Annotated in this window: 18 protein-coding genes and 1 pseudogene; 15 read left to right on the top strand and 4 right to left on the bottom strand. The window is 62.2% G+C overall.

What is annotated here, in order from left to right:
- Positions 1-246: 246 nt before the first annotated feature.
- The 5 genes from dapB (at position 247) to PG899_RS18655 (ending at position 9,627) form a co-directional block, all read left to right on the top strand.
- Positions 247-1,059, top strand: coding sequence for a 4-hydroxy-tetrahydrodipicolinate reductase (dapB, locus tag PG899_RS18675; RefSeq protein ID WP_077096784.1), 813 nt, complete (start codon positions 247-249; stop codon positions 1,057-1,059).
- A gap of 688 nt (positions 1,060-1,747) precedes the next feature.
- Positions 1,748-2,884 (top strand): glutamine-hydrolyzing carbamoyl-phosphate synthase small subunit, encoded by a 1,137-nt coding sequence (gene carA, locus PG899_RS18670; RefSeq protein WP_182859852.1) that lies wholly within the window; start codon positions 1,748-1,750, stop codon positions 2,882-2,884.
- Positions 2,885-2,900: 16 nt separating this feature from the next.
- On the top strand, positions 2,901-6,137 hold the full coding sequence (carB, locus tag PG899_RS18665) for a carbamoyl-phosphate synthase large subunit (RefSeq protein ID WP_158197020.1): 3,237 nt from the start codon (positions 2,901-2,903) through the stop codon (positions 6,135-6,137).
- Between the two features lie 485 nt (positions 6,138-6,622).
- Entirely contained in the window at positions 6,623-8,281 is a 1,659-nt protein-coding gene (gene leuA, locus PG899_RS18660) for a 2-isopropylmalate synthase (protein WP_043162931.1), read from the top strand.
- A 92-nt stretch (positions 8,282-8,373) separates the two neighbouring features.
- A complete protein-coding gene (locus PG899_RS18655) occupies positions 8,374-9,627 on the top strand; it encodes a DUF1615 domain-containing protein (RefSeq protein ID WP_405689607.1) in 1,254 nt (417 codons plus the stop codon).
- 56 nt (positions 9,628-9,683) lie between these two features.
- Here PG899_RS18655 and PG899_RS18650 read toward each other — a convergent pair whose 3' ends face one another.
- The 3 genes from PG899_RS18650 to PG899_RS18640 all read right to left on the bottom strand — a co-directional run bounded on the left by PG899_RS18650 (position 9,684) and on the right by PG899_RS18640 (position 12,431).
- On the bottom strand, positions 9,684-10,247 hold the full coding sequence (locus PG899_RS18650; protein WP_158197023.1) for a hypothetical protein: 564 nt from the start codon (positions 10,245-10,247) through the stop codon (positions 9,684-9,686).
- 137 nt (positions 10,248-10,384) lie between these two features.
- A complete protein-coding gene (locus tag PG899_RS18645) occupies positions 10,385-11,251 on the bottom strand; it encodes a nuclease-related domain-containing protein (RefSeq protein WP_182859854.1) in 867 nt (288 codons plus the stop codon).
- A 223-nt stretch (positions 11,252-11,474) separates the two neighbouring features.
- Positions 11,475-12,431 (bottom strand): hypothetical protein, encoded by a 957-nt coding sequence (locus PG899_RS18640; protein ID WP_158197025.1) that lies wholly within the window; start codon positions 12,429-12,431, stop codon positions 11,475-11,477.
- Positions 12,432-12,652: 221 nt separating this feature from the next.
- Between PG899_RS18640 and PG899_RS18635 the strand changes: the two genes are divergently transcribed.
- The 7 genes from PG899_RS18635 (at position 12,653) to PG899_RS18605 (ending at position 19,848) form a co-directional block, all read left to right on the top strand.
- Positions 12,653-14,236 carry a CHASE4 domain-containing protein gene (locus tag PG899_RS18635; protein WP_182859855.1) on the top strand — a complete coding sequence of 528 codons (1,584 nt, stop codon included), beginning with the start codon at positions 12,653-12,655 and terminating at the stop codon, positions 14,234-14,236.
- Positions 14,237-14,466: 230 nt separating this feature from the next.
- Positions 14,467-15,117 carry a DedA family protein gene (locus tag PG899_RS18630; protein ID WP_011706529.1) on the top strand — a complete coding sequence of 217 codons (651 nt, stop codon included), beginning with the start codon at positions 14,467-14,469 and terminating at the stop codon, positions 15,115-15,117.
- A 99-nt stretch (positions 15,118-15,216) separates the two neighbouring features.
- Positions 15,217-15,750, top strand: a complete 534-nt coding sequence (gene speG, locus PG899_RS18625; RefSeq protein ID WP_016351180.1) for a spermidine N1-acetyltransferase — start codon at positions 15,217-15,219, stop codon at positions 15,748-15,750.
- A 251-nt stretch (positions 15,751-16,001) separates the two neighbouring features.
- Positions 16,002-17,297, top strand: coding sequence for a DEAD/DEAH box helicase (locus PG899_RS18620; RefSeq protein ID WP_190284079.1), 1,296 nt, complete (start codon positions 16,002-16,004; stop codon positions 17,295-17,297).
- A 99-nt stretch (positions 17,298-17,396) separates the two neighbouring features.
- A complete protein-coding gene (locus PG899_RS18615) occupies positions 17,397-18,035 on the top strand; it encodes a DUF2913 family protein (RefSeq protein WP_190284080.1) in 639 nt (212 codons plus the stop codon).
- Positions 18,036-18,305: 270 nt separating this feature from the next.
- Positions 18,306-19,349 carry a M35 family metallo-endopeptidase gene (locus PG899_RS18610; protein WP_167824990.1) on the top strand — a complete coding sequence of 348 codons (1,044 nt, stop codon included), beginning with the start codon at positions 18,306-18,308 and terminating at the stop codon, positions 19,347-19,349.
- Positions 19,350-19,413: 64 nt separating this feature from the next.
- Positions 19,414-19,848, top strand: a complete 435-nt coding sequence (locus PG899_RS18605) for a hypothetical protein (RefSeq protein ID WP_041217824.1) — start codon at positions 19,414-19,416, stop codon at positions 19,846-19,848.
- Positions 19,849-19,867: 19 nt separating this feature from the next.
- Here the strand turns inward: PG899_RS18605 and PG899_RS18600 are convergent, their stop codons facing one another.
- Positions 19,868-20,863: a questin oxidase family protein gene (locus tag PG899_RS18600; protein WP_190284081.1), complete on the bottom strand. Its 996-nt coding sequence runs from the start codon at positions 20,861-20,863 to the stop codon at positions 19,868-19,870.
- Between the two features lie 66 nt (positions 20,864-20,929).
- Between PG899_RS18600 and soxR the strand changes: the two are divergent.
- The 3 genes and pseudogenes from soxR (at position 20,930) to PG899_RS18580 (ending at position 22,463) form a co-directional block, all read left to right on the top strand.
- Positions 20,930-21,396 (top strand): annotated as a pseudogene (gene soxR / locus PG899_RS18590) (redox-sensitive transcriptional activator SoxR).
- A 68-nt stretch (positions 21,397-21,464) separates the two neighbouring features.
- A complete protein-coding gene (locus PG899_RS18585; RefSeq protein WP_190284082.1) occupies positions 21,465-22,043 on the top strand; it encodes an O-methyltransferase in 579 nt (192 codons plus the stop codon).
- 9 nt (positions 22,044-22,052) lie between these two features.
- Entirely contained in the window at positions 22,053-22,463 is a 411-nt protein-coding gene (locus PG899_RS18580) for a nuclear transport factor 2 family protein (RefSeq protein WP_016351173.1), read from the top strand.
- Positions 22,464-22,547: the final 84 nt, after the last annotated feature.

The raw sequence follows: 22,547 nt of genomic DNA, 5'->3' as shown, positions 1-22,547 counted from the left end.
GGGCATCCTGCCGCTATGGGGCGTCTACAGTAGTGAGTCGTGCCCGCCGGGTCAAGATAGCCGTCCAGATGGATACTGCTTTTTGTCTGATGATTTTGCTTAATTGATTAAATCCGTCAAATATTCGGATTTAAAGAGGTATGTTGTTGAATTTTCGGGCGACTAACGGCAGCCACGGCGGGCTTTTCAAAGCGGGCGCAGGCTGGTAAAACGGTCTCTTTCCTTAATAGAGATGAGAGGGTGGAGATGGACAATCCGATCCGTGTGGCCGTGATGGGCTGTAATGGTCGTATGGGCAAGGTGCTGCTGGAGGCGATCAGCCATGCCGAGGGCGTGGTGGTCGGGGCGGCGCTGGAGCGACCGGGCTCCGCCGTGATCGGGCTGGATGCCGGTGAACTCAACGGGCTGGGTCGGCTCGGCGTCATCATCAGCGACAGCCTGGACAAGGTACGGGACGAGTTTGATCTCATCATCGACTTCACCCGCCCCGAGGTGACCCTGGCCAACCTGGCCTTCGCCCGGGCCCACCACAAGCAGATGGTGATCGGCACCACCGGCTTTGACGACGCGGGCAAGGCGGCGCTCAAGGCCGCCGCCGGCGAGATCGGCATCGTCTTCGCCTCCAACTACTCGGTCGGCGTCAACCTGGTGTTCAAGCTGCTGGAGCAGGCCGCCAAGGTGATGGGGGATTACACCGACATCGAGATCATCGAGGGGCACCACAGACACAAGGTGGATGCCCCGTCCGGCACCGCGCTCTCCATGGGCGAGGTGGTGGCCAAGACGCTCGGACGTGACTTGAAAGAGTGCGCCGTCTACGGCCGCGAGGGGATCACCGGCGAGCGGGATCGCAACACCATCGGCTTTGCCACCATTCGCGCCGGCGATCTGGTGGGGGATCACACCGTCATGTTCGCCGACATCGGCGAGCGGGTGGAGATCAGCCACAAGGCCTCCAGCCGCCTCACCTTCGCCAACGGTGCAGTGCGCGCCAGCAAGTGGCTCAAGGGGCAGGGTGCCGGCCTCTATGACATGCAGGACGTGCTCGGCCTCAAGTAATCAGATCAGCTGACACCCAGGTCCCCGTGGTGCGCCCGAAGGGGCTGCCCGGCCCGTTCGTCTGCTAAAAACCCCGCTCATGCGGGGTTTTTTATTGGTGATTTTGTATAAATGGCGATTACGCAGCGATTTTAATGCGAAGTGGCATAAACCCTTCTTCTCTGCTGCTGCGCCGGATCTGCCATTGCACAAATGTCATCGGCTGGTAACGAAATTGGGCCTCAATAGCCCCTGCAAGGGCATTTTTTTACATCCATCAAAACAGACTAAAAATTCAAACACAGAAAAACGTTTTACATTTTTCAAGGCCACTCATCCTCCCTAAAAAAGCTGCTTGCAGGCGTTGAGATTTTTTATATGAAACTTCATTACATTGTTTTTTAAGGATTAAAAATTGGTTTTTGTATCAATGGTGGCCTCTTGGTCTGGATTGGCAGCAACTTTTGCCTTTTCTTTTCAGGGTGGGGGTTGCAAAGCGATTGAGTGCATAGATAATGGGTAATGTTGCTTGTTTATTGAATTTAGATGCATTTCAGATGAGAAAAGACGTTGAAATGCGATCGTTTTTAAGTAGAATGCGCCCAATTTGCCAGAAATCTGCCGGGTTCGAGTCCTGTCCAAGGCCGGAACCGAGCCCGCAACACCCAGGTAAATTGCTGAATTTAAAGCTAAATAACTGGAGGTTGTCTTGAATCACACTGCATTGCTAGTGCTGGAAGATGGAACTGTGTTCAAAGGCGTGTCGATAGGCGCCGAGGGATGTTCCGTTGGTGAAGTGGTTTTCAATACGTCGATGACGGGCTATCAGGAAATCCTCACCGATCCCTCTTATTCCCGTCAGATAGTCACCCTCACTTACCCCCATATAGGCAACACCGGCACCAACAGCGAAGATGAAGAGTCCAGTCAAATCCACGCGCAGGGATTGATCATCCGGGACCTTCCGATACTTGCCTCCAATTTCCGCAATCAGCAATCCCTCTCCGAATACCTCAAGTCTCACAACATCGTTGGCATCGCCGACATCGACACCCGCAAACTGACCCGCATCCTGCGCGAGAAAGGCGCCCAGGCCGGCTGCATCCTGGCGGGCAAGCAGATAGATGAAGCCTATGCCCTCGAACAGGCCCGTGCCTTCCCCGGTCTGAAGGGGATGGACCTGGCCAAAGAGGTCACGATTGGCGAGGCGTACAACTGGACCGAAGGGAGCTGGCAGCTCGGCAAGGGGCACGTCACCCCGGCTGCCGACCAGCTCAAATACCACGTGGTAGCCTATGACTTTGGCGTCAAGCGCAACATCCTGCGCATGCTGGTGGACCGTGGCTGCCGCCTGACCGTGGTGCCGGCCAAGACCCCGGCTGCCGAGGTACTGGCGCTGAACCCCGATGGCATCTTCCTCTCCAACGGCCCCGGTGACCCCGAGCCGTGCGACTACGCCATCGAGGCCATCGAGGCCTTCCTCAAGACCAATATCCCGGTGTTCGGCATCTGCCTGGGTCACCAGCTGCTGGGTCTGGCCTCCGGCGCCAAGACCATCAAGATGAAGTTCGGCCACCACGGTGCCAACCACCCGGTGAAGAGCCTGGACGACAACACCGTCATGATCACCGCCCAGAACCACGGTTTTGCGGTGGACGAGCAGACCCTGCCGGCTTGCCTGCGCGCGACCCACGTCTCCCTGTTCGACGGGTCACTGCAGGGCATCCATCGCACCGACCGGCCGGCCTTCAGCTTCCAGGGTCACCCCGAAGCGAGCCCGGGTCCGCACGACTGTGCCGGTCTGTTCGACCACTTTATTGAATTGATCAAGCAGTATCGCGCTTAAGAGGAAAAGAGAAGCCATGCCAAAACGTAACGACCTACAGAGCATCCTGATCCTCGGCGCCGGCCCCATCGTCATCGGCCAGGCCTGCGAATTCGACTACTCCGGCGCCCAGGCCTGCAAGGCCCTGCGCGAGGAGGGCTACCGCGTCATTCTGGTGAACTCCAACCCGGCCACCATCATGACCGACCCGGAGATGGCCGACGCCACCTACATCGAGCCCATCACCTGGGAAGTGGTGCGCGAGATCATCAAGAAAGAGCGCCCGGACGCCATCCTGCCCACCATGGGTGGCCAGACTGCGCTGAACTGCGCGCTGGATCTGGAAAAACACGGCGTGCTGGCCGAGTTCGGTGTGGAAATGATCGGCGCCACTGCCGATGCCATCGACAAGGCTGAAGATCGCTCCCGCTTTGACAAAGCGATGCGCAGCATTGGTCTGGAGTGCCCGCGTGCCGGCATCGCCCACAACATGGAAGAGGCCTGGGGCGTGCAACAGATGGTGGGCTTCCCCTGCATCATCCGTCCCTCCTTTACCATGGGTGGCTCCGGCGGCGGCATCGCCTACAACCCGGAAGAGTTCGTCGAGATCTGCGAGCGCGGTCTGGACTTGTCGCCGACCAAGGAGCTGCTCATCGACGAGTCGCTGATCGGCTGGAAAGAGTACGAGATGGAGGTGGTACGGGATCGCAACGACAACTGCATCATCGTCTGCGCCATCGAGAACTTCGACCCCATGGGCATTCACACCGGTGACTCCATCACGGTCGCGCCAGCCCAGACGCTGACCGACAAGGAGTACCAGCTGATGCGCAACGCCTCCATGGCGGTGCTGCGCGAGATCGGCGTCGAGACCGGTGGCTCCAACGTCCAGTTCGGCATCAACCCGAAAGATGGCCGTATGGTCATCATCGAAATGAACCCGCGGGTGTCGCGCTCCTCTGCGCTCGCCTCCAAGGCGACCGGCTTCCCCATCGCCAAGATCGCCGCCAAGCTCGCCATCGGTTACACCTTGGACGAGCTGATGAACGACATCACCGGCGGTCGCACCCCGGCCTCCTTCGAGCCGGCCATCGACTACGTGGTCACCAAGGTACCGCGCTTCAACTTCGAGAAGTTCGCCGGCGCCAACGACCGTCTGACCACCCAGATGAAGTCCGTCGGGGAAGTGATGGCCATCGGCCGCAACTTCCAGGAGTCCCTGCACAAGGCGCTGCGCGGCCTCGAGACCGGCAAGACCGGCTTCGACCCCATGGTTGACCTGAACGCTCCTGACTCCCTGACCCGTATCCGTCACGAGCTGCAGGATGCCGGCGCCGAGCGTATCTTCTACATCGCCGACGCCTTCCGTGCCGGCCTCTCCATGGACGGCGTGTTCAAGCTGACCAAGATTGACCCCTGGTTCCTGGTGCAGATTGAAGAGCTGGTCAAACTCGAAGAGCAGGTGAAAGAGCGCGGCATGGCCGGCCTCGATGCCGACTTCCTGCGCGCCCTCAAGCGCAAGGGCTTTGCCGACGCCCGTCTGGCCAAGATCCTCGGCGTGGCCGAAGGGGAAGTGCGCAAGCTGCGTGCCCGCCACAACATCTTCCCGGTCTACAAGCGGGTCGATACCTGCGCCGCCGAGTTTGCCACCAACACCGCCTACATGTACTCCAGCTATGACGAGGAGTGCGAGGCCAACCCCACCAACCGCGACAAGATCATGGTCATCGGTGGCGGCCCGAACCGCATCGGTCAGGGCATCGAGTTTGACTACTGCTGCGTACACGCGGCGCTGGCCCTGCGCGAAGACGGTTACGAGACCATCATGGTCAACTGCAACCCGGAAACCGTCTCCACCGACTACGACACCTCCGACCGTCTCTACTTCGAACCGGTCACTCTGGAAGACGTGCTGGAAATCGTGCGCGTCGAGCAGCCCAAGGGCGTCATCGTCCAGTACGGTGGCCAGACTCCGCTCAAGCTGGCTCGCGCCCTGGAAGCCAACGGCGTGCCGGTCATCGGCACCAGCCCGGATGCCATCGACCGCGCCGAAGACCGCGAGCGCTTCCAGTCCGCCGTTGAGCGCCTGGGCCTCAAGCAGCCGGAAAACGGCACCGTCACCGCGCTGGAGCAGGCGGTGTTGACCGCCGAGCGCATCACCTACCCGCTGGTGGTACGCCCCTCCTACGTGCTGGGTGGCCGCGCCATGGAGATCGTCTATGACGAGCAGGACCTGCGCCGCTACTTCGCCGAGGCGGTGAGCGTCTCCAACGAGTCGCCGGTACTGCTGGACCGCTTCCTGGACGATGCCACCGAGGTGGACGTGGACGCCATCTGCGACGGCGTGGACGTGGTCATCGGCGGCATCATGGAGCACATCGAACAGGCCGGTATCCACTCCGGTGATTCCGCCTGCTCCCTGCCGCCCTACACCTTGTCCAAGGCCATTCAGGACGAGATGCGCGAGCAGGTGCGCAAACTGGCGCTGGAGCTTGGCGTGGTTGGTCTGATGAACGTGCAGTTCGCGGTGAAAGACAACGAAATTTACCTCATCGAGGTGAACCCCCGTGCTGCCCGTACCGTGCCGTTCGTCTCCAAGGCCACCGGCGCGCCGCTGGCCAAGATCGCCGCCCGCGTGATGGCCGGTCAGAGCCTGAAGGAACAGGGCTTTACCCAGGAGATCATCCCGCCCTACTACTCGGTGAAGGAAGTGGTACTACCGTTCGCCAAGTTCCCGGGCGTGGATCCGCTGCTGGGGCCGGAAATGCGCTCCACTGGTGAAGTGATGGGGGTGGGCAGCAGCTTTGCCGAGGCCTATGCCAAGGCGCAGCTTGGGGCCGGTCACCAGGTGCCGCGCGAAGGGCGCGCCCTGCTCTCCGTTCGCCACAGCGACAAGGAGCGGGTGGTGAACCTGGCCGCCAAGCTGCTGGAGCTGGGCTATGACCTCGACGCCACCCACGGCACCGCCGTGACTCTGGGGGAGGCGAGCATCAACCCGCGCCTGGTGAACAAGGTGCACGAGGGCCGTCCGCACATTCTGGATCGCATCAAGAATGGCGAGTACACCTACATCGTCAACACCGCCGAGGGTCGCCAGGCCATCCAGGATTCCAAGCAACTGCGTCGCGGCGCCCTGCAGCACAAGGTGGCCTACACCACCACGCTGCATGCCGCCTTTGCCACCTGCATGGCCATCAGCGTGGATGCCACCGCCAACGTCAACTCGGTGCAGGAGCTGCACCAGAAGGTCGAGAGCCAGCTGAAAAGCCGCTAAGACCGCGTGATGAAGGAGGGACGCCTCCTTTGTGACCCGATAAAACCCCGCCAGCGATGGCGGGGTTTTTTATTGGAAAAGAGATTGGGCTGTCATGGCCACGGGCGTCACCGAGCAACAGGCTCTGGGTGATATTCACCACTGTGCAGCAGAAAGTGTCGCAATGATTGCGCGATAGATGTATTTGACAGCCTTCTTTGCAATCTCTCGCCCGCGTCGCCTCTTTATACTGGTTTCTCGTCACAGGATTTATCGACCCAGGTCGTCTGCGCCTGCCAACGCAGGGGCGAGCAGATCGGGCCCGCAGCCTTATCGGGTTGTGCGGCCGGCCCCCACTTACCGGAAGGGGCCACAGGAAACCGGACGTGGGGCTACCGCCGCACGACCGGCCAGGGCCAGCGTTACCGCGCCAGCCCGCTTCCCCTCCTTGTCCCCGTCAATCAGCCCAGCCGTACCGCCAGGACATCTGCCAAGGGAATCAGAATATGAGCTTCGATCATCGCAAATACCGCCGTGCCCCCGTCATCAATCTGGCGGATCGCCAGTGGCCCAACCGGGTGCTGGAGCGGGCACCGCTCTGGTGCGCGGTGGATCTGCGCGACGGCAACCAGGCGCTGGTCGAGCCGATGACGGTGGCGCAGAAGCTGCAGATGTGGGCGCTGATGGTGCACATCGGCTTCAAGCACATCGAGGTGGGCTTTCCGGCCGCTTCCCAGCCCGATTTCGACTTCGTGCGCGAGCTTATCGACCGCAACCTCATTCCGGACGATGTCACCATCCAGGTGCTGGTGCAGGCGCGCGAAGATCTGATTGCCCGCACCTTCGAGGCCCTCAAGGGGGCCAAGCGGGCCATCGTCCACGTCTACAACTCGGTCAACCCGACCCAGCGCAACTATGTGTTCAACTCAGGGCGCGAAGGGGTTAAGGCCATCGCCGTGCAGGGGGCGCGCTGGGTACGGGAGTACGCGGCCCGCAATCCGGGCACCGAGTGGAGTTTTCAGTACTCGCCGGAGAGTTTCAGCAGCACCGAGGTGGAGTTCGCCGTCGAGGTGTGTGACGCCGTCATCGATGAGTGGCGCCCGGCTGCCCGCCCGATGATCCTGAACCTGCCCGCCACCGTGGAGGTGAGCACCCCCAACGTGTTTGCCGATCAGGTGGAGTGGTTCTGCCGCCACCTCAAGGCGCGCCCCGAGGTGAGCCTCTCCATTCACACCCACAACGATCGGGGCTGCGGGGTGGCCGCCGCCGAGCTGGCGGTGCTGGCGGGGGCGGATCGCATCGAGGGCACTCTGCTCGGCAACGGCGAGCGCACCGGCAACATGGACATCGTCACCATGGCCATGAACCTCTACAGCCAGGGGATCGACCCTGAACTCAACCTGGCGGACATGGATGCCATCGTCGCCACCGTGGGCGCCTGTACCCAGATTGCCCTGCACCCGCGCCACCCCTATGCTGGCGAGCTGGTCTACACGGCGTTTTCCGGCAGCCACCAGGATGCCATCCGCAAATCCCTGGCGGCGGAGAAGCCGGATCACTACTGGGACGTGGCTTACCTGCCCATCGACCCTGCCGATCTCGGTCGCAGCTACGAGGCGGTGATCCGCATCAACAGCCAGTCCGGCAAGGGCGGCGTCACCTACCTGCTGGAGCGCGACCTTGGTCTGCAACTGCCGCGCTGGCTGCAAATCGACTTCAGCCGCCGGGTACAGGCACAGGCTGAGGCTTGCAGCAGCGAGATAAGCCCGGAGCAGATCCGCACCCTGTTCGAGCGCCACTATCTCGAGCCCGCCCACGGCTATCGCATCGGTCGCTTCCAACTCGGTCGCGACAGCCAGGAGAGCCTGCGCCTCGAGCTGCAGACCCCGACCGGCTCGCTGCAATTGAGTGGTGAAGGGGAGGGGGCCATCACGGCGCTGGTCAACGGCTGGCAGCGCCAGACCGGGATGCATATCGACGTGCTGGATTACTCCGAGCATGCCTTAAGCGCCGGCACCGAGTCCCGCGCCGCCGCCTACGTGCTGCTGAGCGTCGACGGGACCCGCACCTGCGGGGTGGCCATCGGCCGCGATGTGGTCAGTGCCTCCCTGCAGGCGGTGATCAATGGCGCCGCCCAGATAGAGGCGCTGCGCCAGAGCGCCTGATCCCGGCGCCGTCTCGACCCTTGGGGGCCCTCGCCACGCAGGCGGGGGCCCTTGTCATTGATGGCTTCTGCTCCCCGTCTCAATCCTCTACAATGCCCTGCCTGTCTGCGTCCGGATACCCTTTGCGGGTGCCGGGACGCCTCATCCACCGGGAAGCATTCATGTCTCATCTCATCGTCTGTCGTCATTATCTGGCCCCGCTGCTGGCCACCTTGCTGCTGGCCGCCTGTGCCAGTGAACCCGTCAGTCAGGGCGATGCCAGCAAGCCTGGCAGCGCCGCCGTCACCGGGCCGGCCATCGCCAAGCCCGCCCCGCTGCCCAAGGCCCAGGTCCCCCGGGCGCCCGCCAGCATGCAGTCGCGCATCGTGCGGCTGCTGCCGGCCCGCACCGTGGATCGCAACGGCTGGGCCCAGGATATCGTCACCGCTCTCGCCAAACAGGATCTGGCGGTGACCGACGAGAACGTCTGCTCCGTGCTGGCGGTGGCGGAGCAGGAGTCCACCTTTCAGGCCGACCCCGTGGTGCCGGGCCTTGGCAAGATCGCCTGGAAGGAGATCAACGCCCGCGCCAGTAAGCTGCTGATCCCCGAGTTCGTGGTGCGCACCGCGCTCTCCATCAACTCGCCTACCGGCAAAACTTACGCCGAGCGTATCGACAAGTTGCGCACCGAGCGGGAGATGAGCGAGATCTTCGAGGACATGATAGGGGAGGTGCCCATGGGCAAGACCCTGTTTGGCAACATGAACCCGGTACGCACCGGCGGCCCCATGCAGGTGAGCATCGCCTTTGCCGAGGCCAATACCGATGGCTATCCCTATCCGATCAAGGAGTCCATTCGCCACGAGGTGTTCAGTCGCCGTGGTGGCATCTGGTTCGGCACCCGCCACCTGCTCAACTACCCGGCCCAGTATCCGGATCACCTCTACCGCTATGCCGACTTCAATGCCGGCTGGTACGCCAGCCGCAACGCAGCCTTCCAGGCGGCGGTGAGCCGGTTGAGCGGCAAGCCGCTGGCGCTGGATGGGGATCTCATTCGCTACGACTCCGAGCTGCCGGGCAAGACCGAGCTGGCGGTACATACCATCGCCGGCCAGCTCAGCATGAGCCAGCAGGCCATCCACCAGAGCCTGAAGCTCGGCGACACCAGCGAGTTTGCCCAAAGCGATCTCTACCACAGAGTTTTCGTGCTGGCCGACCGCAAGGCGGGCAGCCGGCTGCCCCGCGCCGTGCTGCCGGGCATCTCTCTCAAGAGCCCCAAGATCACCCGCAACCTCACCACCGCCTGGTTTGCCAAGCGGGTGCAGTGGCGCCAGCAAACCTGCCTGAAGCGGCTGGGGTCGCTGTAACTACAATAACAAAGGCGGCCAATGGGCCGCCTTTGTTTTATGTAGATATCATGGCGTCAAGTTAACTGTTTAACCGCAACCAGTATCTTGTAATTGTTTTTCCACTCTCCTTCGACAGGAAGATCAGAAAACTCCAGTGTTTTACTATATAGAAATGGACCGCTATTTAGGCAGGCTGGCCAAGTATCAAAGATATCCTGTTTGCCTTTAGTTTCTGTCCAGACATCAGCGAGCACTACGGCATAACGCTGGCGCTGTATTGGGTTAATCAGCCCCTTTTCAAGCAACAGGAGTGCTTCATTGGACTGCATTCGTTCAACATCATTCCTGACGCTATTGGTTTTTGATTGAGGTGCCGTAAAGCGCTTAGCCTCAATAAGAAATAGCTCCGTTTCCGTGAAAACTACGGCGTCCATATGTTTCTTTTCCGTGAGGCTTATTGGGGCCTCAAACCATGAGAAGCATGAGCCGGGATAGAGGCTTTCAAGCGCAGAAACAAAGTTGTTGGTGAGATTCCGTTCGGTGAAGCCGGTAGATCCATGTGCAGGGTAGTAGTGAGAAAAAATAGTTGTATATCGGCTGTGCAAACGAGCCATTAATTTATCTAGAAATACTTGCATGTTATTGCTCCATAAATGTGCTGATGTATCTAGACCAAGGGGTTTTAAAGCGGCGATAGGGGGTAAATATAAAATAAATCCCCTGCACAGTTTCAATGACTCTGGTCCGTTTAATGATTCGAGATAGTGTTCTCCGATTAAGGGGACTGACTGTGTAACAAAGTCACGCCCCTGCATTTTGGAAATCCGCTGCATCCCCAAAACTGATTGCCCTTGTTTTCCCCACGAGTTGCGGTGCGCAATACCATGGTGCTGCCACATCTGGGGCAGAGCGGGGGTGGATTGTCCGCTGGCGATACGCTCTGTGAGGGTGGGTTTGCAACGGATTGCCTGACAGGTGCGCGGGTGGACATATGGTTGGCGGATGAGTCGGCATGGCGTGCCTTGAGCTGGGTGACATGCTGCCGGTGGGTTTGCCAACTGGCGGTCAAGCGGCCTTGCTGAATGGTATCGACAATCCGATCAACGTCGGCGGTGCTCAAGACGGGAGTGCTCTTACTCTTGATATAGCTGACCAGTCCGCGACGCATGACGTTCTCCGGCATGGGGGTCTTGAAGGTGCAGTCGCCAATAAAATAGACGATGGAATGCAACTGGTGATCCGCCAGCCCCAGCAGGGATTTGAGGGTCATCAGGTGCAGATAGTTTTGATGCAACGGGTTTTGAAAGCCGTGCCGGTGTCGAAACAGCTGCTGGGTCCAGCGCTTGTGTTTGGGATCGCCGAAGATCCACCCCTTCATGTTTTTGGTTTCTATCACGAATACGCCGAAGCGGGAGATGATCACCTGATCGATCTGGGTGCTGCCCTGCTCGAGCGGCAAGGTGACATTGCTAAGCAGATGATATTCCTGCCGATCGAGAAAGAGCCGGATGCTGAGATTGAGCAGCCACTCCCCGAGCATGCCCTTGAACCAGGGGCTCTTGGCGATGGTGGCCAGCAAAAACAGTGGCAGCAGAAACCAGAGCTGGTTCAGCAGAACGGCCATCAGGGCGGTAACGTCCATGTCATCTCTCCTCGCTCCCGAAACCTCTCCCTGGCGACGGGGCACTCTTATGGTGTGAGCCTGGTTTGGCACCACAGGATTGGCGCCATCTGGAAAATGGGGTGCCGAAGTGAGCTACTGTAGCGAGTTGACCAGAAGGAATGTGTGACCGCTTGCACCAACTGAGCGGCGCATCACTCTTTTTGTGCCAATGCCAGAGAGGGAAGGCGCCGCAGGGTGTGGCCTAGAAGCTCATCGCCAGCCCTACGCCGTAGCCGCTGGTGTTGTGGCTGAACATATAGCGGGCCACCAGCCGGGTGCGGGTGACGAAGATATCGTACTTGCTGCTGTCGAGCTCCACCCCGAGGCCGAGGGAGTTGAGGGAGTTGAAGCCGAGCAGGCCGCGCTGCTCGCCCAGGTATTCGGTGCGGGCTCCCTCCATCACATAGCGCACGGGTTTGCCCAGCAGCGTCAGATTGCCTATGGGGGCGCGCCGGCGCAGATAGAGGCCGAGGTTCTCGGCGTTGGCCTGGCCGGTCACACTGGCGGCGGTGCCGCCAAAGCTCTGCAGGTGCTGATAGGAGTAGCGCAGCTCGGCGTCGATGTCCTGGCCGGGGGAAAACAGCTCGTAGTCCAGCATCATGGCGCCGCCGAGGCCGTAGACATCGAGCCGACCGCCATCGAGAAAATCGAGGTTCTTGCCGGTGTACTGGCCCAGCAGCCAGTTGCCGATGCGCAGATCGCTCGCCACCGTGCCGAGGGTGACGTTGCCGATGGGGCGCAGCACCCAGTTGCCGCCGTGGCTGTCCCGGTGCAGCCCTATGTCCCAGCCGATCCCGCCGGTGGCGGTCAGGCTGTTCCACTTGGTGGGAACGGTGCGGCTCTCGCTGCCGTTGCTGACCACGAACTGGGGATCGTAGCGGCTGAACCCCAGGGTTCCTTCCAGATAAATCGGGACGCTCTCGCTCATGGTGGCGCCGCCGCCGATCTGGGTCATGTTGAGGGCCGAGGATTGATTGGTACCGCTGCCGATGTTGATGTTGCTGGCGGTGATGTCGGGCACCACGGTGAAGGTCATCAGCGACACCACGGCGTTGGCGCGCTGCTGCACCCGCGAGTCGTCGTCGGCCATGGCCTGGCAGCTGCACAGCAGGCCAAGCAGCAGGGCGGGGCGCAGTGGAAGGGGGAGAGGTGTGAGCATGCCGGGATCCCGTGAAGCCTCTTCCGATGAGGCACGGTTACACTGTAGCGATTTTTTGTTCGCTTGGCAGCCCCATCGTGAGCCGGATGACGCCATTTTTGCCCATTCACGCCATGGCAGTGCAGGTTGGTCGCCCTGGCGAGGTTTTTCGCGCAAGGGAGAGGCGCAGAGGCAAAATCCATTAAACTCAATGGGTCACCTGTTCGGGAGTGTGGGTAAAGATGAAGATCAGCCGCAAGATTACGCTGACCATAGTGCTGACGCTGCTGCTGTTGCTGGGGGTCGGCTATGTCGGCCTTCATTATGTGGTCGGCAACAAGTTTGGCGAGCTGGAGCGCATGAGCGTGGAGCGCAACCGCGAGCGGGTCCGGGCCGTGGTGCAGGCCGAGCTTGGCCAGCTCACCATGCTGGGGCAGGACTGGTCCGAGTGGGACGAGACCTACGCCTACATGGTGAGTCGCGATCCGGCCTATCTGGCGGCCAATCTCAACGTGCGCACCTTCGAGACCCTGGGGGTGGATCTGGTAGCGCTCTATGATGCCGACAAGCAGCCGCAGGCGGCGTTTGCCTATCATGGTGGCCAGCTGGTGACGCAGACCCCGGCCCAGCTGGCGCCTCTGACCGATTATCTGGTGCGCTACGGCAGCCTCAAGCCCAATGCCGGCATCTGGTTTGACGGTGAGCGTTACTACCTGCTGGCCGCCACCCAGATCCTGACCAGCGAGGGGGAGGGGCCGAGTCGCGGCACCCTGTTGCTGCTCAAGGCCTTCACCACCCGGCTGGTCCATCAGTTGCAAAAGCGCACCAATCTCTCGCTCTCCTTTTTGAGCCCGCAGCAGCTGGCTACCAGCCTGGGAGTCACCACCCTGGCCCGGCTCAGGGCCAACGACAGCCTGATCCTGCCGCAGGAGGAGCGACTGCTCACCCTGGCCCAGATCGATACCCTGCAGGAGGACTCCCCGCTCATCTTCCGTTTCACCCTGCCACGGGATCTGATGCTGGAGGGCAAGGCCATCGAGCGTCACATCTTCTGGCTGCTGAGCCTGGGGACCTTGCTGTTCGGGGCCCTGGTGCTGCTGATCCTCAACGGCTATATCGCCGCCCGTCTGCAGCGGCTGAGCGCCAATCTGCGGCTCATCGGCGACGACGGCGCGGTGCGCCGGCTGCTGGTGGAGGGCAACGACGAGATCTCCCAGGTGGCCATCGACTGCAATCGAATGCTCGATCATCTGGACAGCCTGCGTCAGCGCCAGCTCGACAGCGAAGCCCGCCAGAAACTGCAGCACGGCGCCCTCATTCATCTGGCCAAGAGCGATCTGCTGAGCGGCGAGGATCCGGGTCAGGCGGCGCGCCACATCAACGAGGCGATCTGCTCCGGTACCGGCGCGGCGCGGGCCAGTGTCTGGTTCAGTGCCGAAGACAAGCAGAGCATGTACTGCCAGGATCTGTTCTTTTTGCCCAAGCTCCATCACCAGCAGGGTTTTCACCTGCCCTATGCCTTGATCCAGGGGCGCTACGAGGTCTCCAAGCCCGAGCATGAGCCCTGCCTCATCCTGCGCGAGCCCTACGATCTGACGCGCTTTGGCGCCATGCTGGCCCAGCTCGGGCTGGAGGGGCTCTCCGGCACCATCTTGATGGCCCCCCTCAAGCAGGGGGATGAACTGCTCGGCTTCATCATTGCCGAGCGTGCCAAGCTGAGCGAGGTATGGCATCCCGACGAACTCGCCTTCGTGCTGTCGGTGTGCGATCTCTCGGCCCAGACCCTGCTCACCCTCACCAAGCTGCAGCGCCTCAAGCGCAGTTGACGCCGTGTTCCTGTCTGGGCCCCTCCAGCCGGAGCGGGCCCGATTTTTTTGCTGGCCTTGGCCTATTATCTCCCCTATCCATGACCTGTATTAATTTCTTGTTCACTTGGCCGGGTGTATAACGGGCCACCCTCAGGGAGAAAAGGGGTTGGCGACAGGGAGGGTCTGCCGCACCGGAGGCCGTCAGGCCGCCCAGGATGGATGCTCACGAAGTTGATGGGAGTCACCAGATGCAGGACATGCTGCTTGCCATATGGCAACAGGACTTTGACCAATTGATCCAGATGCAGGCGGTGGGCCTGCTCGTCACCTGCCTGGTGGTGATCCTTTTTCTCGAATCGAGTTTCGTGTTTCTGCCCCTGCCCGGCGACAGCCTGGTGCTGCTGGCCGGCGGGCTGGTGGGGATGGGGGTGCTCGGCCCCGAGGTGACGCTGCTCTACATGCCGCTGGCGGCGGGGCTTGGCAGCCTGATCGCCTATGTGCAGGGGCAGGCGCTGCACGGCACCGCCTTCATGGGCCACGTGGAGCGGATGATCCCGGACGGCAGCCTGCCGCGGGCCTCCCGCCTGCTGCACAACTACGGCTTCTGGGCCATGTTCTCCTCCCGTTTCGTGCCCTTCGTGCGGGTGCTGACGCCCATGCTGATGGGGGTCTCGCGGCTGCACCTGCCGCGGGTGATGATCGCCAGTTTTGCCAGCGCCTTCCTCTGGGCCCTGGTGCTGAGCCTGGTGGGCAAGGCGGTGATGGCGGCCCCGGTGTTTGCCCAGTATCACGAGCTGCTGACCAAGTGCCTGCTGGTGACCTCCCTCGGTCTGTTCGTCATCGCCATGGCCGCCATCGCCATCCGGCTGCTCAAGCGCCCGACCAACCGCATTCGCTGACCGGCCGGGGCACGGGCCCCGCCGTCTGTTGCTATCATTCTTCATGGCGCCGCCTCCCCTGGCTGGCCGGCGCCCCTTCACTCTGCAAGCAGGTACCTTATGTCATCCCATGACACCTTGACCCTTCGCCCCCTCGAGCGCGAGGATCTCAAGTTCGTCCATCAACTCAACAACAACGCCAGCATCATGCGCTACTGGTTCGAGGAGCCTTACGAGGCGTACATGGAACTGGCCCAGCTCTATGACAAGCACATCCACGACCAGCACGAGCGCCGTTTCATCCTCGAAGTGGCGGGGGACAACGTGGGGCTGGTGGAGCTGGTGGACATCCGCAGCATCCATCGCCGCGCCGAATTCCAGATCATCATCGCCCCCGCCCATCAGGGGAAGGGCTATGCCAAGACCGCCACCTTGAAGGCGATGAAGTACGGCTTCAACGTGCTCAACCTGCACAAGCTCTATCTCATCGTCGATCGGGACAACGCCCGGGCGATCCACATCTATCAGGAGCTGGGCTTCGAGCCGGAGGGGGAGCTCAAAGAGGAGTTCTTCATCGATGGCCAATACCGCACCGCCATTCGCATGTGCCTGTTCCAAAGAGACTTCCTGGCCCAGAATGGTCGAGGTGGCTGAGCTCCCGCATGGACGTGAAGGGCTGCTGGCGGGGCGTGTTCGCCTTGCCAGCAAGGCGGCCCTGGCCCCATGAAAAGGGCGCGTATTTGAGGCAGAATTTGCGCCATCTATCTGTTACACTTCGCGCCCGCCATTTTCCGGCCACTCTCTGACTTGATGTCAGGCACAGCCGTCGGTGGTCTGCACCGACTTTTCGCTCATGCCGAGCTAACCAAGCCAGCCACAGTCCAGCTGGAACACAGGAACCCATTATGAGATTTGAATCGTTCGATTTTGCCCCCGAGATTTTGCGCGCCATCTCAGAGTGCGGTTATCAGGAGATGACCCCTGTGCAGCAGCAGGCGATCCCGGCCATTCGCCGCGGTCGTGACGTGCTGGCCAGCGCCCAGACCGGTACCGGCAAGACCGCCGCCTTTGCCCTGCCCATCCTGCAGCGGCTGGTGGACAATCCGACGCCGGTGCAGCCTTCCAACGCCCGGGTGCTGATCCTGACCCCGACCCGCGAGCTGGCGGCCCAGGTGGCGAGCAACATCAATGACTTCGCCAAGCATCTGGATATCACCACCCTCACCATCTACGGCGGTGGCAAGCAGGATGTGCAGGCCAGAAAACTGAAAGCGGGCGCTCACATCATAGTGGCGACCCCGGGCCGGCTGCTGGAGCACCTCACCGCCTGCAACCTGAGCCTCTCCGGTGTCGAGTGCCTGGTGCTGGATGAAGCAGACCGCATCCTCGACATGGGCTTCAGTGCCGATGTGCAGCAGATCCTGCAAGCGGTCAACAAGACCCGTCAGAACCTGCTGTTCTCCGCCACCTTCTCCGAGGCGGTGAAAAAGCTGGCCAACCTGATGCTGGACAAGCCCCAGATAGTGAGCGTCAACAAGCAGAACTCCACCGCCGATACCGTCAGCCACACCGTCTATCCGGTGGAGCAGAAGCGCAAGCGCGAGCTGCTCTCCGAGCTCATCGGCAAGCAGAACTGGCCGCAGGTGCTGGTGTTTGCCAGTACCCGCGAGAGCTGCGACGAGCTGGTGGCCGAGCTGAACCTCGACGGCATCAAGTCGGCCGTGGTGCACGGCGACAAGGCTCAGGGCAGCCGTCGCCGCGCCCTGCGCGAGTTCACCGAGGGCAAGCTGCGGGTGCTGGTGGCCACTGAAGTGGCCGCCCGTGGCCTGGATATCCCGGATCTCGAGTACGTGGTCAACTATGATCTGCCGTTCCTGGCGGAAGACTATGTGCACCGCATCGGCCGTACCGGCCGCGCCGGCAAGAGCGGCATGGCCATCTCCTTCGTCAGCCGCGAGGAAGAGCGCACCCTGCTGGAGATCGAGGCGCTGATCGGTCAGAAGATCCGCCGCATCATGGTGCCGGGCTACGAGGTGAGCAGCCGCGACGAGCTGATCAAGCAACTGCAGGAGCGTCGTCGCTTTGGCAAGCGCCCGCAGCGGGAAGACAACGCCGCCGCCCAGGCCATGGCTGAGGCCAAGCTGCAGGGCCAGCGCCTCAAGCGCCTGGCTGCCGCCAAAAAGCCGCGCCAGCCGAAATAAGGCGCGCAGGCCGCTCTATTGAACCGCAAAGGCGCCACTGGCGCCTTTGCCATCTCTGTCATCGGTGTTGACCCCTGGTGGTCGACTCAAGGATTGCTTATGACCTCTCCAACCTACAATCAGGCCCTGTTCGAGATGGCCAGCCAGAGTCTGGCCGAACTGGCCCGCACTGCCGAGCAGAAGGCTGGCAAGCGTACCCCGGCGCAAGAGAGCCATTTTCTCTGTACCTGGATGGCCGACTCCCTCAAGGAGAAGCGTTTCTCCCGGCTGGTGATGGAGGATTTGAAGGATTGGGTGCAGCTTGGCCGCACCCTGGGGGCCGGCGCCGATCTCAAGGGGCTGCTTGAGCGGATCATGAGCCAGTATGAGCGGGCCATGGCCGAGCCGACCGGGCTCGGCAGCCGGCTGGCCGCCCTGTTGGCCGAGCTCGTGGCCGAGGGTTGGTTAGTGATTACCGACAGCGAGGTGAGCGCCAAGCTGCGTCTGCAATCGGGCGGTCAGCCGAGCCTCATCATCAGCGCCAGCGAGTATCAGGGCCACATCGAGGCGGGTGAGCTTATCAAGCCGCTCACCCTCTATGTGCGCGGCGACGAGGCCCGGCTGGCACGGGCGGCCTTTGCCCACCGCCTGCTGCTGAGCCAGGGCAACAAGAAAACCACCCTGGTCAAGCACCACAAGGCTTACCGGCTGGTGCCGGACAATGCACAACCGGCGCTGGCGCTGCTGGTGGGCCCCTGAACAGGGAGTGTTCCATTTGTCTGAGACCCCGGCCCGGTGCCGGGGTTTTTTATGAGCGCGCGGGCGGGGTGGCAGGCAGGGGAAAGGGGGAGGGCGGCGCGACTCTTGTCGCAGCAAGCGGGGACATTGGGCATTCCCCCTATCCTGGGGGGCGTCCCCCATATGGTGGGATGGTCGCGGAAAAAAACTGCTCTAGGGTGAGTGGGCCCCAAAGAGGGCCTTGAAGGAAGCAAACCGCCTGACAAGGCGACACTCAATGAATGAGGAAACATGATGAAAGCGACTCCCATTGCCCTGTTGCTGGCCGGCGTGCTGGCCTCCCCGCTCTGCGCCGCAGGGCTCGACGCCCAGCTCACCCTGGTGGATGGCAACAGTGACGACGTGCGCGTCAACCTGACCCTGACCAACAGTGGGGACAAGCCGGTCCGCCTGCTCAAATGGCAATTGCCGGGCAGCGAAGATGCCCCCCTGTTCCTGGTGGAGCGGGACGGCCAGCCGGTCAGCTACGAGGGGGCCCTGATCAAGCGGGCAGCCCCGACCGACAAGGACTTCCAGCTGCTCAAGGCCGGCCAGAGCCTGACGGTGCAGGCCGAGGTCTCCGGTCTCTACGACATGAGTGCCCAGGGCCAGTACAGCATCCGCTACCTGCTGCCGACGTTGCCGCAAGAGGCGAAAGCCGCCAAGGCCAAGCAGGCCCAGGTGAGCGAATCCAATGTGGTGACCCTGTGGGTGGACGGAGTGAGTGACGAGCGGGTGCTGGCCAAGGCGGCCCCCCTGGCCGAGCCGCAGGCGGTGACCGCCTCGGTCAGCTTCAGCGGCCGCTGCACCAACACCCAGAAGAGCGACATCCTGGCGGCGCTCGATGCGGCCAGCGGCATCACCAACAACTCCAGCAGCTACCTGGCGGTGGACAAGCCGGAAGGCCAGCGTTATCGCAGCTGGTTTGGCGCCTATGATGCATCGCGCTGGGATCAGGCCGAGACCCACTTCAGCAAGATCAAGGATGCCATCGACAACAAGCCGCTCACCTTCGACTGCGGTTGCAAGCAGAGCTACTTTGCCTATGTCTATCCGGATCAGCCCTACAAGGTCTACCTGTGCAAGAGCTTCTGGACCGCACCGGTCAGCGGGACCGATTCCCGTGCCGGCACCATCGTCCACGAGCTGAGCCACTTCAACGTGGTGGCGGGCACCGACGATCTGGGTTACGGTCAGGCCAATGCCCGCAACCTGGCGAAGACGGATCCGGTCAAGGCGCTCAACAACGCCGACAACCACGAGTACTTCGCCGAGAATACGCCGAGCGAAAACTGATTTGCCGACCGGGGGCCGCAAGGCCCCTTCTTGTCCATGTCGTTTGTCACAGGAAGGAGCGACCATGATGACACTCTTGCTCACCACCCTGGCGCTGGCCCCCCTGCAGTGCGATCTGTCGGTCAAGGCACAAAGCCGGGTCAACGAGCCGCTGCCGCTGGTGATGACCCTGACCAACCGGGGGGAGGGGCCGCTCGAGGTGCTGAGCTGGTTCACGCCGTTCGAAGGCTGGTTTGCCGATGCCATCGAACTCACCCTCGATGATCGGCCGATACCCTACAAGGGCCCGCTGGCCAAGCGGGGCAACCCGGGCGCCGAGGATTTCTTCTTGCTGGGGGCCGGTCAGCAGAGCCAGGCCGACGCGGATCTGACCCTGGTCTACGATCTCTCCCACCCCGGCCGCTACCAACTGAGCTACCGCGCCCAGCCGCTGACCCTGACCCGGGGCGTGGCTCCCCGCTGCCCCGTCATTCACTTCACCCGGCTGCCCGCCTCCTAGGGCAGCCCCTGTGTACTACCTAGATGGCATCCGGCCCGGTGTGAGGCGCCAGCAGGCCTGCCGCGCGGGCGGCCACCGCCAGATAACGGTCTGCCAGCAAAGGCCTGGCGAGTCCCTCTCGCCAGCAGCAATGCACCAGCTTGATCACATGATCGTCGAGGCTCGCCACTGCCCGGGCCAGCACGTTTTGCCACGACAGCTTGCCGGTATCGGGCCAGACCGGCGTCTGCAGTGACGGCGCGCCGACCGTGACATAGGCGGCCGCCACCGCCTGCCACATCAGGGTCTGCCAGCGCGCGAGCCATGGCGCGGGCAGATAGCTGGCGACGATGGCGGCGGCGCGACTGCCGGTCACCATGTGCAGCACGGTAAAATTGCCGGTCTGCCAGTAGAGGGCGAGGGCCGCGTTGGCCAGCTGCACCAGCAGATCCGATGATGATACCCCGCTCGGCAACCCGCTCGCCCAGGTCGGCGCATCCGTCACCTGCCGCAGTCGTTTGGTGATCCACTCGCCTTGCCAGCATGCGCCTTCCCATTGTTGGGCCAGCGCGCTCAGCAGAGTGCCGATATCCTGCACCGGCGCCCGCTGCCCGGCCGGCACCCGCAAGGGTCTGCACTGCCAGGCGGCCAATGCGGCGGCCTGCTCTCCCTGATGGCCATTTTCCAGCGCGCAGGCGAAGCGGATCAGCGGATGGAAGGCGCCGCCGGCCGGTGAAAGACCCTGCTCCAACAGGCTGGCAAAGGTGGGCAGCCACCCCTCGTCGGCCAGCCGTGTTGCCAACTGCTGACGCAGCCGGACAAACTGCAGCTCCTCCTCATCCCCCTGCTGTTGTTCACCCCCCGGCAGGGCATGGTTGGCCTGCCAGTGTGCGAAGAACTGCTGCAGCTGGCGGGGATTGGCGCCCATCTCGTGCAGGGCGTGCAATGCCATCGGGCAGTGGTTGGTGGTGCCGCGTCCGTTGAGGGAAAAGGCTCGATTGACATCGAGCAGATGATGAAGATGATGCATAATCATTTGACTCCTTTCATAAGGGGAGACAGGATTGTGCAAGTTAAAGCTAACTTGAGGTCAAGCGTGGCGATGGAACGCAAATGGCTGGCCATCGGCCAGATAGCCAAGCGCTCGGGCGTCAAGGCCAGCGCCCTGCGCTTCTACGAGCAGAAGGGGCTGATTGGCAGTGTGCGCAGCGAGGGGGGCAGCGACTCTATCCGCAGGATGTGCTGCGCCGCATCGCCTTCATCCGGGTGGCGCAGGGCATGGGGTTGAGCCTGGGCGAGATAGGGGAGGCCCTGGCCGGTCTGCCCGAGGGGCGCACCCCGGATCGCCGCGACTGGGACGGCATTGCCGGCCAGTGGCAGAGCCTGCTCGATCGGCGCATCACGGCTCTGCAGCAGCTCAAGGAGAAGCTCGGCGCCTGCATTGGCTGCGGTTGCCTCTCGCTGGAGCACTGCGCACTTTACAATCCGGATGATCAGGCCGCCGGGCAGGGCGAGGGTCCCCGCTACCTGCTGGGGGATACGCCACCGAGCGGGCCGGCAGCAAAATGATGAACATGAGGGGCGGTCCAGCCATGCCATGCACCGGGCCGACTCGTTTACACCGTCAAGGAGGAGACATGGCACTGGAACAACTGAAACGGGAGTTGGAGCTGTTTGGCGAGCAGAATGACGGCGCGCAACAGTCCCGTGGCAGCAAGATGCTCAACATTACCCGCGATACCGGCGAGCTGCTGGCGGTGCTGGTACAGACGAGGGGGGCCGATGCGGTGCTGGAGATCGGCACCTCCAACGGTTACTCCACCCTCTGGCTGGCCGAGGCAGTAAAACGGCTGGGGGGCCGGGTCACCACCATCGAGCTGGACGAGGGCAAGCGGACCATGGCGGCCGCCAACTTTGAGCGGGCCGGGCTCGAACCCTGGATTGAGCAGTTGGCAGGGGAAGCCGGTACGCTGTTGCCCACCCTGCCGACGGCCGCTTACCCGCTCATCTTCCTCGACTCCGCTCGCCAGCACTACCAGGCCTGGTGGCCCGAGATCCAGCGCCTGCTGGCCCCCCGCGGTCTGCTGGTGGTGGACAATGCCATCTCCCATCGGGAGGAGCTGGCCGAGTGGATGGCAGAGGTGGAGCAGGATCCGGCCTTCGCGACCTCGCTGGTGCCGGTGGGCAAGGGGGAGTGGTTGGTGGTGCGGTTGTAGGGGACAGGCATGGAAAACAAGACCATGGAACCAAAAGCAGTGGTGGAGGCCTATTGGCAGGCCATGCAGAGCAACGATTTCGTCAAGGCCTCCAGGTGGCTGAGCGATGACTTCCTCTGTGACTGGCCCCAGTCGGGGGAGCGGATCGAGGGGCGGGCCAACTTCGTCGAGATCAATCGACGCTACCCGGCGGCCGGGCCCTGGAATTTCGATGTCGTTCGCCTGCTGGAGCAGGGGCGGGAGGTGGTGACCGAAGTGGTGATCACCGACGGTGAAGTCGAGGCGCGTGCCATCACCTTCCACACGGTGCGTGGCAATACCATCTGCCATCAGACCGAATTCTGGCCCGATCTCTACGAGGCGCCGCACTGGCGTCGTCACTGGGTCACCAGTATCCCGCGGGAGTCGCAACCCGCCTGATATGGTTTGGTAATCCCCCCGAAAAACCAGGGTGCTCATAAGTAGAATTTTCCCGTACCTTGAACGCAGGAGGTTCTACATGAA

Source organism: Aeromonas sp. QDB39 (genome assembly GCF_027707585.1).
GTDB lineage: Bacteria > Pseudomonadota > Gammaproteobacteria > Enterobacterales > Aeromonadaceae > Aeromonas > Aeromonas hydrophila.
This window is presented reverse-complemented; position numbering and strand designations above follow the sequence as displayed.